Below are 16,963 nucleotides of genomic sequence, written 5' to 3' on the forward strand. Positions count from 1 at the left end.
GAGCGATAGACGTCGTTGGTAGATGCACTCACCGGTTCAGGGCGATGCGCCTTAGGATGGCGAGGTTCTGAGCGGCCCTATCCACACGGACCCGGCATTGAATTTCACCGAACGCCATATCGAGACGCCAGTGCATGTCATTCTCTATACCCAGGTGGGAACGAACACCGCGGACAATACGGGTATGGATCGGGCGGCAAGCTGCTGACGTAATAGCGCGGCGCCGTTGTGACCGTGTCGCGGATGTCGCGAGTCGATTCGACCATCATTACGATCGAGCGCAGCCCCGGCCACAGATCGGACTCATGTTGCAAGCGCGCGAGAATGCCTCTGGCAACACAGCGGCGCGTCTCCATCTCCGGGGCAAAATCCAGAGTAATCGCGTGCACCACTTTGTTTAAATGCCTTCCGGTCAATCTTTAAATAACAATCTTTAATGCTTCGTTCAATCGCCCTATGGCGGGAATGGCAAAGATCTTCGATTGGGATCAATCGCATTCAGACGACGCCCTCGATCTAGCGGGCACGCTACGAAAGGGGCGTCAAAGTACGCCAAGCCAAATGGCAACCCCGTGGATCTTGGCGCTCAGGCAGTGCGCCGCGAAGTTTTTCCTTTGCCGACAGTCTCCGGGGACTGCCGGGCTCGTCGCGTGTCGTTTCCGTGCAGGTGCATCGAGATCGTCGAGACTGACGCGTGGCGCTGGCGATGCCAGCCCTGCCCTTGCCGCATGACTCGGGATGGTCTCACCGTGCGTTCTCGACGACAGCTCCGTTCTGAAGGGGAATCCTGCATTTCCGAAGGAACCCGTCTGAAGCGCCGTGCATTCTGATTCTTGCGACCGGTCCGCTTTCCCTCCTTAAACCCCTTCTACTGTGGGCGTGCCCTCGTCTGCACGCGGATACGCGTATGGCACAGCACGATCTCGCTATCGTTAGAACGATTGTCCTTCCCGATGTGCCGCTGAACGCGCGGACGATTCATGATCTATTCCCTCCTGAATCCACGCCCAAGGCCCGCGTCGCGGCGCTTGCCCCTTACGAGAAGCGCCATGCAGAAGGTCCATTTACCGCCTATCTTGCCTGGGGTGAACATCAACCTCGTTGGCTTTGCGGACCGGGTTGAAGCGGAGCGGAATCAAATTTGCCAGACCCAGCCTCAGCCGTACGCGCGCTCGCGCATCCACTTCGTCATGATCCACTTATCGCCGGCAAGCACCGGCGCGCCGCCGTGCAGGGTCGACGGATCGAGCTGGCGCTGGCCGTTCAAGTAGCGGAAATACACCGCGCCGCCCGCGCGCGCCGCGACCGACAGGCTCGCTGACGAAAACACCGTCTCGCCGCCGTCGGCAACGTCGTTCAGATACATGATCAGCGTCGCGACGCGTTGGCCGACCTGCGCGGTGTGCACCGCGCTTCCCGGCTGATCGGGTGTGAAGAAGTCGAAGTGAGGGCTGTATTCGCCGCTCCTGTCGTAATGGAGCGCCTGCAGGCCTTCGCCATTTTCGAGCGGCCAGTTCGTCAGACTCTCGATGCGCCGTTCGATCCGCGCGATCAACGCATCCTCACCGCGCCGATACCAAACGCCTTCGCTGGTGCGGTCGCGGATCACGTCTTCGTGGCCGGTGAGCGGATTGACCGTCGTCGAGCGTTTCAACTGATACCGCGAGCGTCCGATCAGCTCGGCGCATTCCGCGACCGACAGCACGTCGGCGAACACGACCAGCAGCGGACGCTCACAGCGCAGCAGCACGCGTACATCGCGGTCGTGGCACGGATCAGGTTGCCACGGGCGACCGGCGCGGCGTCGTATCGATAAGGCTGGGTGGCTGGATCGGCGACTATGGCTTGCGCCGCGGGGTCGGTCGCGCGCCGATCGAACGCATGGTGGACCGCGACGCGGGCGTCGCCGCCGGCAAAACCGGCGTGCAGCCGCGCGCGACATTGCTGCTCAGCCATTCTTGCCAGGCTGCATCGACGACTCGCATAGCGCTTCCTGTGCGGCGGCCCAGCAGGAGTGCGGGCACGCTGGTGCTTCGATCATCGCAGACGCGATGCGCGCGCCGCCCGCACGCGCCTAGTCGCGCTTCAACTGCCCGCGATAATGCAGCAGCCCTCGGCGCGCCTGCTGCCTGAGCATCCGCTGCACGAACGGCGACCAGCCGAACAGCGTGCCGCGCACGCCCATCGCCTGGCGCATCCACAGCCACAGATCGAAGCGATCGCGATGCTCGACGATGAGCCCATCGCGGAACACGAAACGCGCCTCGATCCGGTTCACGACGTCGCGCCCCGTCTGGACGAAACGGTAGCGCGCCACCCACTGCGCGCTGCCGGTATGGTCGTCCGCCTCGATGTCGCTGAAGGTCAGCGTGAAGTCTTGCGCATGCTTGACGAGCATGCGCCACATGTCGCGCGCTTCGTCGCCGACCAGCTCGCCGAAAGCGGGGTCGCTGAAGACGACGTCGTCGGCATAACAGGCGACCATGGTCTCGGCGTCGCGTTGCTGGAAGGCGGTGTAGAAACGTTCGATCAGCTCGGTGTTGGGATGGCTCATTGATGTCGTATGGTGTATTGCGGGAGCGCGTCAAGGACGCGCAGCGTCGCGCCGCGCTCCGGAAAAACAGCCCGCGCGCGGTAGGCGGCGGGGATGGCGCACACGATATCGGAAAACGGCGTGAAAGGGGGGCCGGCGCGAGCCGACGACGGCTTTTGCCCTTCCGATACCGCTCCCTTGAAGCGCACCACCTCCGCCCGCCCGGCGAGCTTCCACACCACCGCCGCCACCGGCGCAGCGACGAGCGCCGCTACCCCCAACGCCGCCGCAAAACCCGCGACGAAGCTCGCCTGCGCGGCCGTCGTGAACGCCGCCCGTAGCGCAGGCGCCAGCGACGCGGTGGCCTGCGCGGCGTCGCCCGCCATCACGCGCGACATAAAACCAGCGTCGAGCGCGGCGCGCACGGCCGGCGTCAGGCGGCGTGGCCGCGTCGAACGCCGCGCGCGCGTGCGCGGCCAGCACCGCGCCGAGCACGCCGACCGACGTGACGATCGCCGTAAAACGCGTGGTCGTGTTGATACCCGAGGCCATCCCGGTCCGCTCCGGCGGCACGCACGCCATGATCGCCTACTGGGTGTCGCCGTTCAGTACGCCCGCGCCGAGCCCGGTCACGATCATGCCGCCCGCGACCCAAGCGTAGCGCGCGCCGCCGGCCGCGAGCGCGGTCAGCAGATTGCCGAGCGCGATCAGCAGCAGGCCCGCGCTCAGCAGTAGCATCGGCGAAATCCATCTGCCGAGCGCCGCGCCGACATACGGCCCCACGACCATCGCGAGCGCAAACGGCAGCATGCCGATGCCCGCGGCCACCGCCGACAGCCCGAACGTGTTCTGCAGATACAGCGGCAGGAACGTCATCATGACTTGCGCGCACGCGGCATAGCCGAACATCGCGAACACCGCCGCGACGAAGCGCGGCTGGCGGAACAGCGCGAGATCGACCATCGGATGCGCGCGGCGCCGCTGCAACTGCACGAACGCGCCGCCCAGCAACGCGCAGGCCGTGAGCCGCGCGCCAGTGGCCCAGCTCGCGAAGCCGTGCGACGGCGCGTCGTTCAGGATCAACCTTCGTCCGCATATGCGCGGCCTCGAATCTCGGCCAGCGACGTATCGACCAGCAAGCGGCCCGCTTCGAACACCGTCTCGAGCGCTTCGTCCCACTCGCCCTCCACCGTGCTCCCGTCCCACGCGATCGGCAACGTGACCGTCCGGTACTCGCCGGTGCGGCGATGGCGCAGCAAGGTGAGCCGGCCTTTCATCGAGCGCTTGCCGTGATCCGTGACTGGATCCTTCGACACATCGTGCCACGTGTCGCCTAGCCGGATCGCCGAGCACTTCATCGCGAAGCGCTGCGTATCGCGGTTGATCTGCTGCAACAGCGCACCGCCCATGCCGAACACAATGTTGTCGGTGGCGAAGCCGGCCTCGTCCATCGCGGCGAGGATCGCGACGATCGAATCCGGGTTCACGCCGTCACCTTGAATCACGCGCACATGGTCGAGCACGCGCCGCCCCTTGCTGTTGATCTGCGACCCGAACGAAGCCTCCAGCGAGCGCAGCGTGTGCAGGACGATCGTGCACGGATCGCCGGAGTCCGGGCGAATCACGAGCATGCCGCCGGAATCGAGCACGGCCTGCTTCAGCTCGCCGCCCCATGCGTTCAGCGCGGCGAACAGGTCGTAAGAGTCGGACACCACCGAAACGATCGCGCCCGGCTTGCCGAAGCGGGCGATCATGTTGCGATATGCGTCGACTTCGCGCTCGCGGCCCCACGACGTGATCGTGCTGTGCTCGGCCGCCGGCACCGAGAACGCGGCCATGCGGTCGCGGTAGTAGTGATTCGCCGCAACCACGCCGAGCACCGTATCCGAGCCCATGAAGCTGACGAGATGTGCCGCGCCGCCGATCGCCGCCGACTCCGCGCTCGACACGCCGCGCGCGCCGAAATCATGCAGCTTGAACGGTAGCTGCGAGAGATCGTCGCTGCTTTTCAGCAGATACGCGCGGATCGTCTGGCGCAGATGCCAGCTTTGCGTCGCGACCGTGATCGGATACCACACGCGCATCAGCATCGTCTCCAGATACGACGTGAGCCAGAACACCTGCGGATCGTCGCATTCGACGGTGACGAGCACGTTGTGCGTGGGCACGACCGAGCCTTCGGGCGCCGCGCGAATCCGCACCGGCAGATAGCCTCCGTATCGCTGCACGACGTAGCGCCAGCCCGCCTCGTTGAACGGCTCGCCGTGCGCGCTGAAGAAGGTCCGCGCCTGGTCGATCATCGCGCCGGTAACCGGCCGGCACAGGTACTCCTTCAGCAGCATCTGCAAGCCGAAGAACAGCGTGCGGCCGTAACGTCCGCCGCGCGATTCGATGTACGAGAACATCGCCGTCGCGTCGGGCGGATATTGCAGATAGTGCGATGCCTTGTACGAATCCGTATTCAGAATCGGATTGGACAGGATCGACGCGAGGTCGCTGAAACTCTGCGCGTTTTGCATGGACGGTGCTGCGCTCACGTGATTTTCTCGCTGGAGTGACCGGGCGGCGCGAGCCTGCCCGACGCTTTCGAAACTCTGAGGCTGCGGCTCTACGCCTACAGAATATGCTGGGGATGACCCTGTATCTCACCTTACTACGGTATGCGCGATAGCGCTCGCCGTCGAACTGTAGCTTCTCTTCGCGCAGGATGAGTCGGGCCCGCAGCGCCAACTGCAGCCGCAGACGATCATGTTCCGGATCTCGAGGTTCACCAGCAGAAGACCGGGCTCGAGCAGCGAGTAGACGTCGTCCTAGACCCCCGGCTTCAATTGCGGCGGCAAATTCGGCCACGTCGCGAGCAACCTGCCGAGCATGCTCCTGCGGCGCTCCGCACCCGCGGGCCACAGCATGTTCGCGAGCAGCACGATACCTTGCGCGAGCCCGCTGTCGCGCGCGCACGCGACGAGCGGCACGCCGCGGCTGAGCGCATCGTTGACGTGCTGATCGTCGCGCGGCAGTTGATGCGCGACCTTCGCGCCGAGCGTGCGTTCGAGCATCGGCAGATTGATCTGCGCGTCCTTGTCGTACTGGTTGACGACGATCCGCACCTTGCTGGACGGATGCCCCAGTTCGCGAAAGATATCGAGCATGCGGCGCGCGCCATGCAGGTACAGCGGGTTCTGCCGCACCACCATGCAGATCGCGTCGCTATGCGCGAGCGCGCGGATCGTCGACGGATTCAGGCTCGGGCCGACGTCGATCAGCACCGCGTCGTAGCGCTCGCGCACCAGCGTCAGAATCCGGTCCAGCTGACCGGGCAGCAGTTCGGCGGCCTTCAACGGATCGCCGGCGCCGGCGAGCAGATCCAGGTTTGGGCACACATGCATCGCGCACGCGTCGAACAGCGCCGGGTCGAGTTGCTCGTTGCGCGAGCACAGATCGACGAGCGTCATGGGCGGGGGGCGATTCGCCATCAGCAGGCTCGCGTCGGCGAATTGCTGGCTCAGGTCGATCAGCAGCACGCGCCGCTCACGCCGCGCGGCGAGCGCGCACGCGAGGTTGACCGCGATCAGCGTGGTGCCGCTACCGCCCTTGCTCGACGCCAGGGTGACCACGCGCGCGTGGCGGCGCTCGGGCTCGCGGCGCCGCGCTTCGATCTGCGCAAGCGCATCGACGACGGCCTGACGATCGAGCGGCCACGACAGCACCTGCCGCACGCCGACGCGCAGCGCCGCGCCGATCAGCGCGGTGGACGGCGCCGGCGTCACCAGCATGCAATGGAGCGTCGGCGCGCAGGCGAGCGTTTCCTCGATGCCGTCAAGTCCGCGGACGCTCAGATTGGCGTCGTCGACGATCAGCAGGTCGGCGCCGCGGACCACGCGCGCGTGCATCGGCAGTTGCCGGGCCGGACCGAACGCGGTGTGCAGCCGGTAACGCACGCCGCTCTCTTCGAGCCGCACGACGATTCGCTGCGCGTTTTCGATGCTCGCGGCAATCAGGAAGATGTCGATCATGGCAGCTCTGCGGCGCTTGGCGCGTCATGCGCGGGCTTTTATTCCAGTCGTCTGTTCACGATTGACGACGCAGGCTTCGGCGCGAGTTCCTTACCGCGACGCTCCTCCGTGAAAACCATGAGCCGGCAAACGGTGCTATCGAATTCCTGCTCGGTCGCTGCGAGCCGACGAGCGGCAAGCGTCAGACGTCGGTTTCATCGTCGTCGCGCCGATGCGCCGCGCTGCGTTCAGCGCGCACTCGCATGGCGTACAGCGCGTCGCGCAGCAGGTCGCGGCGGATCTCGGCTTGCGCTCGGCGCTCGAGCGCCTTAGCGACGACGAGCGTCAGCAGATCGACCGACGAGCCCGCCGCCTGCGCGAAAAAGCGCGCGCGCGATGCCGCGACATACCGCCGGTAGGTGCTTCTGGTTCCTCCCGAAGCGGCCGGCCTGCGAATCAGTTGTGGTTTCATGTCAGCCCCCGATGTCGAGCAGATTTGCGCCAGGTCACGCCGTCTGGTCTCAGCGCCCCGGCCGTTGGGCCAGGTCGCCGTGCCCGTGCCAATCCACGGACACGGCCCCTGTACATTTGTCTCTCTGTGGAGACTAGCGTCTCTCCCCGCTTCATCGCGCCGGCCGGTCCTGATCCGGCGCTGCCCCTTCCCTTTGCGGCGCGTCGCTCGCGAACGTTGCCAGCGCGTTGCCTGTCGTTATCGCCACCCTTTTCGCGTCGTAAGGACAAAAAGTCGAAAAGGAAAAACGGCGAAGTCGTTGCCTTTTTTCGTCCGGTTTTGAATGGCCGCCAAACCGGTCCGCCACTCACCCGTTTTCTAACGTATTCAAGAAGGCCCCGCCGCGCTCCCGCAAACACCTGATGGCTTCCCCGACCATGTCTGCGAGTGACTTTTTTACCGCCGGTCTTCTTTTAATCCGGTTTTCCCCGTACCGTCGACCTGGTGGCAAAACATTTTTCTGTGCAGACCTTATTGCAATGGTTATGCCAACACGCATTCGAATTTGTAAGGCGCCCGCCAAAGCTTCACTCTGGCGAGAAATCGATTTGCTTTTGACGCAGTGCGAGCCTGCCCGATTTTTGGCGTGGCGCGCATTGATTCGTTTCTGACACGCCAAATCGCCGCGCGCTGGCCGCAAAGCGCGCCTCCCGCTCCGTCCCGCCAGCCTGCTGACTGGCCGCGGGGCCGGCCACACGCGGCTTCGCCGCTCCTTCCGGTTGGCAAAGCACCTCACCCGGCGCGGCAAAGCGCATTCGACTCGCGCTGTCCAATCTGTCGCAAGTGTGAAACATGACTGCCCGCGCCCCGTCCGTTTTAGTCACGCCTTAATACCAGGGCAATTGCTACGCAATGTGCGATTCCGCGCATAACCAGCCTTGACCGCTTATTCATTAGTGATCCGTGTTATTCCGAAAATCCAACACGCATTCTTCATCCATGTTTCTTTATCTGGCGCTTTTAGGCGCTTTCGCTTATCGTTAGGCCATGCGCCAATCAGAGCGCTTGTATCAGGTCTACGAGGCAAGCCACGGTTCAAGTGGTTTTCACGGTTCGGGGAAAAAATCGCCGGGCAGTTTCAGCAATGAACGACAAGGTCGCCGCCATTGCATGAATCGGTCCGCCACGCAGCGCGTTCCGGTTCGCGCCGCGCTTGCAGCGTGTCCCTTGTTCGTGATTGCTGCTGTCGTGAATGCGTCGCAGCCGGAGTGCAGCAACTGGCCGCCTGAATCTCACAACGTCGCACGGCAGTCCTGAGGATCGAACGGGGGGAACCATGACTACGACTTGCACGCCGGCCGATATGGAACGCACGGTCCTGTACGTGGCGAACGCGCCCGACCAGAAACTCGTCGAGTTTCTGGTCGCGTCGGGATGGCAAGCCGTGCACGCAAAAAGCACGGCCGTGGCGGAACGCATGATCGAACGCGGCAACATCAAGGTCGGTCTCGTTCAGTTGCCCGAAGATTGCACGTCACAGCAGCTGTCCGCGCTCGCGCTGTGCATGCGCCGCGTCGAAACCAACTGGGTCGCGCAGATCGTGCCGGGCCAGGCCGACAACGAACTGGTCAGCCGTTTCATCCTCGATTACTGCTTCGACTTCGTCACGCAGCCGTGGCTCAACGAGCGGCTCATGTTTGCGCTCGGCCACGCGCATGGGCTGTCGAGCCTGCGTCAGCCGCGCGTCGTGCCGGAGCCGTCGCTCGGCCGCCACGGCATGGTCGGGCAATGCGAGCCGATGCAGCAGCTCTACCGGCGCATCGACAAATGCGGCGTGACCGATGCGCCGGTGTTCATCGCGGGCGAATCGGGCACCGGCAAGGAGCTGACCGCTCGTGCTATTCACGACCGCTCGCCACGAGCGGGCCGCACGTTCGTCGCGATCAATTGCGCGGCGATTCCGCCGAGCCTGTTGCAGGCCGAACTGTTCGGCCACGAGCGCGGCGCTTTTACCGGCGCGCTGCAACGCAAGCTCGGGCGGATCGAGAGCGCGCATGAAGGCACGCTGTTTCTCGACGAAATCGGCGACATGCCGCACGAATGCCAGGCGGTGCTGCTGCGCTTCCTGCAGGAAGGCACGATCGAGCGGCTTGGCGGCAACGGTCCGATCAGCGTCGACGTGCGCGTGATCTCGGCCACCCACGTCGATCTGGAGCGCGCCGTCGAAGACGGGCGTTTCCGTTCCGACCTCTATCACCGGCTGTGCGTGCTGCGCCTCGTCGAGCCGCCATTGCGCGAGCGCGGCGGCGACATCAAGCTACTCGCCAATTACGCGCTCAGCATGTACAAGCAGGACGGCGCGCGCAAGCTGCGCGGCCTGTCGAGCGACGCGATCGTCGCGATGTCGAACTATCCGTGGCCCGGCAACGTGCGCGAGCTGATCAACTGCGTGCGCCGCGCGGTCGTGATGAGCGAGGGCCGCTTCATCACCGCGAGCGACCTCGGCCTACCCGAAGCTGACAATGGCCCGGCGGTCACGCTGGCGGAAATCCGCAGCAAGGCCGAAAAGGATGCGATCGAGAATGCGCTGCTGCGGCACGGCTACAAGCTGTCCGATGCGGCGGCCGAACTCGGCATTTCGCGCGCGACGCTGTACCGGCTGATGCACGCGAACCGGTTGCATCAGGAGCCGGCCGGACGCGGCGCGAGCAGTGGCCCCCATGCCGATGACGAAGCAGAGCGCCAGACCTCTTCAGTGGCATAAGCGCGGATTTAAGCGTTTTTTGTAGTGAACGCTTAGCAGCGCACGGTCACGGCGATTGAGCATTCCCGACTTTCCGCGTTCTGCCCGCACGTAGCGTGGTCGTCGAGAACATCCTCGCGCTGCCGCCAGCATTGCCACGCGGCAAGCGGCCTCCTACCCCTGCGCCGCCCCGCCCAGGGGGCTTTCCGGGCAGGCTTTCTGCTGCCTTCGACAGGCCTGCCGGCCATCATCGGCTATCCTGTCGGGTCAACGCCCCGCCCGACGGGCGCCGCTCTCGCGGCCCTTTCGCCCGTCCGGCGGGCCTCCGCCGCAGGAACTTCAGCGCTCCGCCCCGTGTCGGTCCCGGGTCACCCCGCTGAAACAGCCCATGTTCCGGCACAATCGTCCGCACTGGCTTCATCCCGCTTTACACCCTATGCAAAAATTTCTGCGTGTCTATTTTTTCATTTTTCTGCTCGCAAGCGCGGCGCCCGTCTTCGCCGCCGCGCCTGAGCTTGCCCATCCCACGCCCGCGACACCCGCTTCCGCCGCCGTCACGCTGACACCTCAGCAGGCCCGCGACGCGCTCGCTGTCCTGAACGACCCCAAACGCCGCGCGCAAGTCGCCGATACGCTGCAAGCGATCGCCGCGGCCGGCGCGTTGAGCGCGCCGCCCGCATCCGCGCCGGCGGCGGCGTCGGCGGCGGCGTCGGCGCCCGCCGCCGCAAGCGGCGCAGCCGCGCTCGTGCCGGACGCGTTCAAATCCAATGGCCTCGCCTCGCAACTCGCGCGCGAGGGCGCGCATTACGCCGGCTATCTCGCGACCTCGCTGCGCGGCTCGATCGCCGCGCTGCTCGACGTCGCGTCGGTGCGCGCATGGTGGAACTGGCAGTTCGCCAATCCGCACGCGCGCGCGGTGCTGTTCAAGGTGCTGTGGTCGCTGCTGGCCGCGCTGATCCCCGCTCTGGTGCTCGAATGGCTGGCGCGGCTGCTGCTGCGGCGCGTCTATCGGGCGATCGCCGCGCGCCGCGAAGCCGCGCTGCAGGATGACAACGACAACTCACCGCCGCCCGCGCACGCCGCCGGCGCCGCGCCGGCAGGTCATCCGCCGACCAGCACGCCGCCGCCGCCCCCGATGTCATCGGTGCCGTCAGTGCTCGAAGCGGAGGCGCAAGCCGTTGCGACTGGCCCGGCCGCGCCGTACGCGACGCCATCCGCCAAAGGCCGCGCCATCGAAACCGAAGGCAAGCGCAACGCGACGCACCACTGGACGCTGCTGCAACGTCTGCCGCGCGCGTTGCTGATCACGCTGGTGCGGCTCGTGCCGATCGCGGTGTTCGTCGGCGCGGCGAGCGCGCTGATGTCGATCTTCACCGGCAACGGCACGCCGCAGGATCGCGCGCTCGATTCGCTGATCGACGTCTATGTGGTGTGCCGCTGCGTCGTGATCGTCGGCGCGTTCTTCCTGCAGCCGAGCGCACCGCGTCTGCGGCTGCTACGCATGGGCGATGCGTGGGCCGCGTTCGTGCTCGGCTGGATCGTGCGAATCGTCAGCGTGGTCGGCGCCGGCGTCGCGCTAGCCGAAGTCGCGCAGGCGCTTGGCATGAACGACGCCGCGCATCTCGCGCTGCTGAAAGTGGTCTCACTCGCCGGTCACGTGATGATCTCGATCCTCGTGCTGCGCTGCGCGAAACCGGTCGCCAACCGGATCCGCAATCGCTTCGCCGCTCACGAGTCGTTAGAGATGTTCGGCAACGCGTTCGCGGACGCGTGGGCCGTGGTGACCGTGGTCATCGTGATGGGCCTGTGGTTCGTCTGGGCCTTCGACGTACAGAACGGCTATCACGCGCTCGTGAATATCGGCGGCAAGACGCTCGCGATACTGATCGGCGCGCGGCTCGCGTCGATCGTGATCTTCGGCGCGCTCGCGCGCATCTTCCATGTGCAGGACGATGCGTCACGCTCGCTCGTGCATGAGCACGCCTACCGATACTATCCGGCGCTGCGGCGCGTGATCGGCTGGATCATCGGCAGCGTCACCGCGCTGGTGCTGTTGCAGGCGTGGGGCGTCGACGTCATCGATCTGTTCCGCAGCGGCACGATCGGCCACCGGCTCGCATCGGCGCTCGCGACGATCGCCGTCGCCGCGATCATCGCGCTAGTGGTGTGGGAGGTCGTCAACGTGTCGGCCGAACGTCGCCTCGACAACTGGACGAGCAACGGCGATCTGGTGCGCGCCGCGCGTCTGCGCACCTTGATGCCGATGCTGCGCACCGCGCTGTTCTGCGTGATCGCGCTCGTCGTCGTGCTGACCGGCCTGAGCCAACTCGGCGTGAACATCGGCCCGCTGCTCGCGGGCGCGAGCATCTTCGGCGTCGCGCTCGGCTTCGGCTCGCAGAAGCTCGTGCAGGACTTCATCACCGGCATCTTTCTGCTGATGGAAAACGCGATGCAGGTCGGCGACTGGGTCACGCTCGCGGGCGTGTCGGGCACCGTCGAATATCTGTCGATTCGCACCGTGCGGCTGCGCGGCGGCGACGGCTCGCTGTTTACGGTGCCGTTCAGTTCGGTGTCGACCGTGAACAACACGAATCGCGGCATCGGCAACGCGGCGGTGCGCGTGAATATCGTGTTCGGCCAGGACGTCGAGCGCGCGATCGACACGCTGAAGGAAATCGGCGCATCGCTGCGCACGGACGACAACTTCAAGGACGGCATCCTGGCGGACTTCTCGTTCTGGGGCGTCGATGCGGTCGACGGTTCGGCGATCACGCTGGCCGGCCAGATGCAATGCCGCGATACGTCGCGCTGGGGCGTGCAACGCGAATTCAACCGACGCATCCTCGAGCGCTTCAGCGAACTCGGCATCGAGATCGCGAATCCGCAGCGTCATCTGCTCACGTGGGACCCGGCGAGCAAGGCCAGGTTCGATACGGCCCTGCCGCGCGAACGCCATAGCGACCGGCCGGACGGCGACGCAGCGGGGGACGGTCACGCTCCGCACAAGGGCGACGCGCCGCTCGACGACCAGATCCCGGTTGATCCGAGCCCGGCCGGCGGCCCTGGTACGCCCGGCAATCCGGGCTCGACCTCGCCGCACGCGTGACGCGTCGCGCGTCGCGCGCGTAAAGGTTCGCTAGCGCGGCGCTAGCGAACCTGCCACCAGCGCGGCAACAGGCGCCGCACTTCCGGCCTGCGAAAGCGGTCGTCGATCAGATGCAAGACGCCGCGGTCCTCTTCGGTGCGGATCACGCGCCCCGCCGCCTGCACGACTTTCTGCAAACCCGGATACAGGTACATGTAGTCGTAGCCATTGCCGAAGCGCGCATCGAGCGCGCGGCGCATCTGCTCGTTGACGTCGTTGATCTGCGGCAGACCGAGCGTCGCGACGAACGCGCCGATCAGTTGCTGCCCGGTCAGATCGACACCCTCCGAAAACGCGCCGCCGAGCACCGCGAAGCCGATGCCCTGATTCATCGTCCTGAAGCGCGCGAGAAACGCATCGCGCGCGGCTTCGTCCATGCCGGGTTCCTGGGCCCACACCGGCAAGCCGGGATGCCGCTCGCGCAGCAGCGTGACCACGCGTTGCAGATAGTCGAAACTGCTCAGGAACCCGAGATAATTGCCGGGCTGGGAGTCGTACTGCTTCGCGATCAGCTCCACGATCGGCGCGAGCGAGCGTTCGCGGTCGCGCCAGCGCGTCGACACATGAGCGGCCACGTGCACCTGCAACTGCTCCGCGCGAAACGGTCCCTCGACGTCGAGCCATTGCGTGTCCTCGGCTAGCCCAAGTGTGTCGCGATAGAAATGCTGCGGATTCAGCGTACCGGAGAACATCACCGTGGTACGCGCGGCCGCATAGCGTGGCGCGAGGAACGGCGCGGGGATCACGTTGCGCACGCAGAGCGTCGCACTGGTTTTGTCGCGCGGCGCGTAGCGGTCGGAGCTCAATGTCATGTCGAACATCGAGTGCTCGCCGAACTGCTCGGCGAGCGCGACGAAGTGCATCGCGTCGAAGAAAGCGCGCAGCGCATGTTCGTCGATCGACAACGGCGCGTCGGCGAGCTGATCCGTTACCGCGCCGATCAGATTCTGCGCGGCGGACAGCAATTTGCCGGGCACCTCCGCATACACCTTATAGCTGGACGTCTGCGTGCGCTTCACCGCATTCCACTCGCGCTGCAAGCGTTCGAGCGGCTTCTTCAGCGCCACCGGCGCGCTCTTGCGCGCGAGCCGGAACGCGCTTTGATCTAGCGACGCGGTATACATGCGCCGCGCGCGTTCGAGCAGGTTGTGCGCTTCGTCGACCAGCACGCCGACGCGCCACTGGTTGATCTGCGTGAGCGCATGCAGCATCGCGCTCCCGTCATAGTAGTAGTTGTAATCGCCGACGATCACATCGGCCCAGCGCGCGAGTTCCTGCGACAGATAGTACGGACAGATATTGTGCGTGAGCGCAGCCTCGCGCACCGCCGCGCGATCGAGCCGTGGCGTCGTCAACGCGGCGACGCGCGCCGCATCGAGACGGTCGTAAAAGCCGCGCGCGAGCGGACAGGACTCGCCGTTGCAGGCTTTGTCCGGATGCTCGCAGGCTTTGTCGCGCGCGACGAGTTCGAGCGTTCTGAGCGGCAACGGCGCACTCTGGTGCAGCGAGTCGATCGCATCGAACGCGAGCGCGCGGCCTGGCGTCTTCGCGGTCAGAAAGAACACGCGATCGAGCCGGTCTTCGCCGCAGGCTTTCAGCAACGGAAAAATCGTCGCCAGTGTCTTACCGATACCGGTCGGCGCCTGCGCCATCAACGGCTTGCCGTCGCGTGCCGCGCGATACACGGCCACCGCGAGCTCGCGCTGCCCGCGCCGAAACCGCCCATACGGAAACTGCAACGCGACGAGCGCCGCGTTGCGCGCGACGCGATGCGCGTCTTCCTGCACGGCCCAATCGAGAAATCGTTCACACTGGTCGACGAAGAAGATTTCGAGTTCGCGCGCGCTGTGCTGCTGCGTCAGCACGGTTTCCTTCTGACTGCCGATATCGAAGTACACGAGCGCGATCGTCAGCTCGCCGAGCCCGCGCGCCCGGCACAGCAGATGCCCATACACGAGTGCCTGCGCCCAATGCAGCACGCGATGATTCGCGGGCATACGCGCGAGATCGCCGCGATACGTCTTCACTTCTTCGAGCCGGTTCGCGATTCCGTCGTAGCCGTCCGCGCGGCCACGCACGGTCAGACTGCGATGCGTGCCCGTCAGCGTGAGTTCGGTTTCGTAGCCGCTCGCGCGACGGCCGGCGACCATCTGATGACCCGCGATGCCTTCGAGCGAAGTCGGCGCGGGCGTGAAGCGCAGATCGAGATCGCCGCGCCGAGCGGTGAATTCGCACATCGCGCGGACGGCCACCACGTAGCTCATACGACGCGCTCCGCTTCGGCTTGCGTCGCGGCGTCCGCTTCGCTCTGCGCCTCTTGCCCGGCCCAGCGCACGTCGACGACGCGCACCGGCATGCCGTGCTGCGCGCAGTACGCGAGCCAGCGGATCTGGTTGTCCTGCAGACGATCGCCGGGGCCTTTCACCTCGATCAGTTCATAGCGACGCTCGGCCGGCCAGAACCGGATCAGGTCGGGCAAGCCCGAACGATTGCCGCGAATGTCGCGCAGCAAGCGCTCGAAGCACAGCTTCAGATGCGCGGCGGGCAGACAGTCGAGCGCGAGTGCGATGAGGTCGGGCGTCAGCAGTCCCCAGAACACGAACGGCGACTGCATGCCGGCCTTGTCGTGCAGATGCCGCAGAATCGTGTCGCGATAGACGCCGCTATCGAGCTGCGCGAAGCACGCGGCGAATTGTGTGGCGCGACGCGCGTGAAAGTCCGGCGCGTGCAGATCGGCCGGTCCGCGTTGGAACGGATGAAAAAACGCGCCGGGCAACGCCGTGAACACCGGCTCCCAGCACAGCAGGCCGAACAGCGAATTGATCAGCGCGTTCTCGACGTAGTGCACCGGCGCGGCGTCGCTGCTCAAATGATCGCGCACCAGGTACTCGACGGCCACCAGCGTATCAGGCTGCGGCAGCACCAGCGTGCCGCGCTCCACCGGCCTCGCCGCCGGTGCGCGCGGCACCGGCTCGCCGCACTTGCGCCGCAAGCGCGGCAACATCCGGGCGACGCGCTGCGCCTCTTCTTCGCTCTCAGGCGCGGCATCGGCCTGCGAGGCCAGCGCAAGCGCTTCGCCGTAACGCTCGCTGCGCTCGAGCACGCGCATGCGTCGAAGACGCGCGCCGGGCCAGGCGCACGCGTCGTACACCGCGAGCGCGGTGTCCCACTGCCCGCGCCGCTCGCAATCCTGGCCGATCCGGAACAGTAGTTTCGCGCGACGCGTTTCGAGCCACGGATTCGCGGTGCCGATCGAGCGGACGGTCGCGATCAGTTCGTGAAGGTTGGGGGTGTCGGTGCCGACCGGTAGCCATTCGAGCGCTTCGCGGCACGCGTGCAGCGCGAGATAAACGTCGATGTCCGCGCGTTGCTGGAACGCGCGCGACAATGGCCCGAACGCGACCTTCTCGTACTGGAACACGCCAAGATCGGCGAGCACGAACTCCGACCAGTCCTGATGCAGATTGCCGAAGAACATCAGGCGCAAGCGATCGCACAACGGCGCGATCGCGACGTGCAGCACGCGGTCCGTAGAAGCGTCGTGCCAGGCGGCGAGCGGACGGGATGTGCATGCTTGCGCGTCGCCGCTTGCGGTTTCGTAAAACTCGCGCAGCGTTTCGAGCAGATCCGGTTTGCGCAAAGCCTTTGCGCCGGGAATCCGCGCGATCGCGTCAGCGAAGATGTCCAGCAATTGCGCACGCGTGCTGAGCACAAACAGGTCGTCGAGAGACAGGGCCGGCTCGGTGTCGATCCAGCGATGCACCGTCATCGGCATCGCCGCCTGCAACGGACAGCCGATTTCGTCGTAAGCCAGGCGGCTCGCGCGGAACAGCATGCCTTTGCGCATCAGCATGCGCACCAGCAGCGCACGCGATGCCTGCGGCAACGTCGCGAAAGTTTCCAGAAAAGCGTGCTCTTCGTCGTCGAGCAGATCGTCGTAACGCGCGGCGAGCCACGCAAGCGCGCGCTCGAAATTCAGCAGGTAGTAAGGGGCTTCAGAGCGGATCTCTGAGCGAGCATCGGTTGCCACGGACTTTGTGCGGGACCTGTATGTTTATACAGTGATGATAGCAAAGTCCGGCGCTGCGACCGCCGCGCA

The 16,963-nt window shown here is 65.7% G+C and carries 9 protein-coding genes and 2 pseudogenes; 3 read left to right on the forward strand and 8 right to left on the reverse strand.

Translation table 11 applies throughout. The features are described 5' to 3' along the window. Window positions 1-907: 907 nt before the first annotated feature. Window positions 908-1,123 (forward strand): hypothetical protein, encoded by a 216-nt coding sequence (locus OKW28_RS02730; protein WP_429443674.1) that lies wholly within the window; start codon window positions 908-910, stop codon window positions 1,121-1,123. Window positions 1,124-1,156: 33 nt separating this feature from the next. On the opposite strand, the pseudogene OKW28_RS02735 reads toward OKW28_RS02730, so the two are convergent. From OKW28_RS02735 to OKW28_RS02760, 6 genes and pseudogenes are all read right to left on the reverse strand, one after another. Next, a pseudogene (locus tag OKW28_RS02735) lies at window positions 1,157-1,985 on the reverse strand (2OG-Fe(II) oxygenase). An 89-nt stretch (window positions 1,986-2,074) separates the two neighbouring features. Further along, complete coding sequence (locus OKW28_RS02740) at window positions 2,075-2,554, reverse strand: nuclear transport factor 2 family protein (protein ID WP_429443675.1); 480 nt, start codon at window positions 2,552-2,554, stop codon at window positions 2,075-2,077. Between the two features lie 158 nt (window positions 2,555-2,712). Beyond that, window positions 2,713-3,610: pseudogene (locus OKW28_RS02745) on the reverse strand (MFS transporter); the annotation flags it as partial. 2 nt (window positions 3,611-3,612) lie between these two features. Next, window positions 3,613-5,052, reverse strand: coding sequence for a nicotinate phosphoribosyltransferase (locus OKW28_RS02750; RefSeq protein ID WP_429443676.1), 1,440 nt, complete (start codon window positions 5,050-5,052; stop codon window positions 3,613-3,615). A gap of 291 nt (window positions 5,053-5,343) precedes the next feature. Continuing rightward, window positions 5,344-6,546 carry an AAA family ATPase gene (locus tag OKW28_RS02755; protein WP_429443677.1) on the reverse strand — a complete coding sequence of 401 codons (1,203 nt, stop codon included), beginning with the start codon at window positions 6,544-6,546 and terminating at the stop codon, window positions 5,344-5,346. A gap of 181 nt (window positions 6,547-6,727) precedes the next feature. Then, the gene (locus tag OKW28_RS02760; RefSeq protein WP_429443678.1) at window positions 6,728-6,997 is read right to left on the reverse strand and encodes a hypothetical protein; all 270 of its coding nucleotides are present in this window, start codon (window positions 6,995-6,997) and stop codon (window positions 6,728-6,730) included. Between the two features lie 1,315 nt (window positions 6,998-8,312). Between OKW28_RS02760 and OKW28_RS02765 the strand changes: the two genes are divergently transcribed. Both OKW28_RS02765 and OKW28_RS02770 read left to right on the forward strand, forming a co-directional pair. Further along, the gene (locus tag OKW28_RS02765) at window positions 8,313-9,740 is read left to right on the forward strand and encodes a sigma 54-interacting transcriptional regulator (protein ID WP_429443679.1); all 1,428 of its coding nucleotides are present in this window, start codon (window positions 8,313-8,315) and stop codon (window positions 9,738-9,740) included. A gap of 415 nt (window positions 9,741-10,155) precedes the next feature. Next, window positions 10,156-12,825 (forward strand): mechanosensitive ion channel domain-containing protein, encoded by a 2,670-nt coding sequence (locus tag OKW28_RS02770; RefSeq protein ID WP_429443680.1) that lies wholly within the window; start codon window positions 10,156-10,158, stop codon window positions 12,823-12,825. A gap of 41 nt (window positions 12,826-12,866) precedes the next feature. Here the strand turns inward: OKW28_RS02770 and OKW28_RS02775 are convergent, their stop codons facing one another. Both OKW28_RS02775 and OKW28_RS02780 read right to left on the reverse strand, forming a co-directional pair. Further along, the gene (locus OKW28_RS02775; RefSeq protein WP_429443681.1) at window positions 12,867-15,128 is read right to left on the reverse strand and encodes an ATP-dependent DNA helicase; all 2,262 of its coding nucleotides are present in this window, start codon (window positions 15,126-15,128) and stop codon (window positions 12,867-12,869) included. Next, window positions 15,125-16,894 (reverse strand): VRR-NUC domain-containing protein, encoded by a 1,770-nt coding sequence (locus OKW28_RS02780; RefSeq protein WP_429443682.1) that lies wholly within the window; start codon window positions 16,892-16,894, stop codon window positions 15,125-15,127. Before OKW28_RS02780 ends, OKW28_RS02775 begins: the two co-directional genes overlap by 4 nt. Between the last annotated feature and the right edge of the window lie 69 nt (window positions 16,895-16,963).

The sequence above is a fragment of the Paraburkholderia sp. 40 genome (genome assembly GCF_050434105.1).
GTDB lineage: Bacteria > Pseudomonadota > Gammaproteobacteria > Burkholderiales > Burkholderiaceae > Paraburkholderia > Paraburkholderia tuberum.

What these genes read in the sequence shown, in the direction of transcription:
- OKW28_RS02775 (WP_429443681.1), bottom strand. Translation starts at nt 15,128, where the DNA reads ATGAGCTACGTGGTGGCCGTCCGCGCGATGTGCGAATTCACCGCTCGG.
- OKW28_RS02770 (WP_429443680.1), top strand. Translation starts at nt 10,156, where the DNA reads ATGCAAAAATTTCTGCGTGTCTATTTTTTCATTTTTCTGCTCGCAAGC.
- OKW28_RS02765 (WP_429443679.1), top strand. Translation starts at nt 8,313, where the DNA reads ATGACTACGACTTGCACGCCGGCCGATATGGAACGCACGGTCCTGTAC.
- OKW28_RS02740 (WP_429443675.1), bottom strand. Translation starts at nt 2,554, where the DNA reads ATGAGCCATCCCAACACCGAGCTGATCGAACGTTTCTACACCGCCTTC.
- OKW28_RS02730 (WP_429443674.1), top strand. Translation starts at nt 908, where the DNA reads ATGGCACAGCACGATCTCGCTATCGTTAGAACGATTGTCCTTCCCGAT.
- OKW28_RS02750 (WP_429443676.1), bottom strand. Translation starts at nt 5,052, where the DNA reads ATGCAAAACGCGCAGAGTTTCAGCGACCTCGCGTCGATCCTGTCCAAT.
- OKW28_RS02760 (WP_429443678.1), bottom strand. Translation starts at nt 6,997, where the DNA reads ATGAAACCACAACTGATTCGCAGGCCGGCCGCTTCGGGAGGAACCAGA.
- OKW28_RS02755 (WP_429443677.1), bottom strand. Translation starts at nt 6,546, where the DNA reads ATGATCGACATCTTCCTGATTGCCGCGAGCATCGAAAACGCGCAGCGA.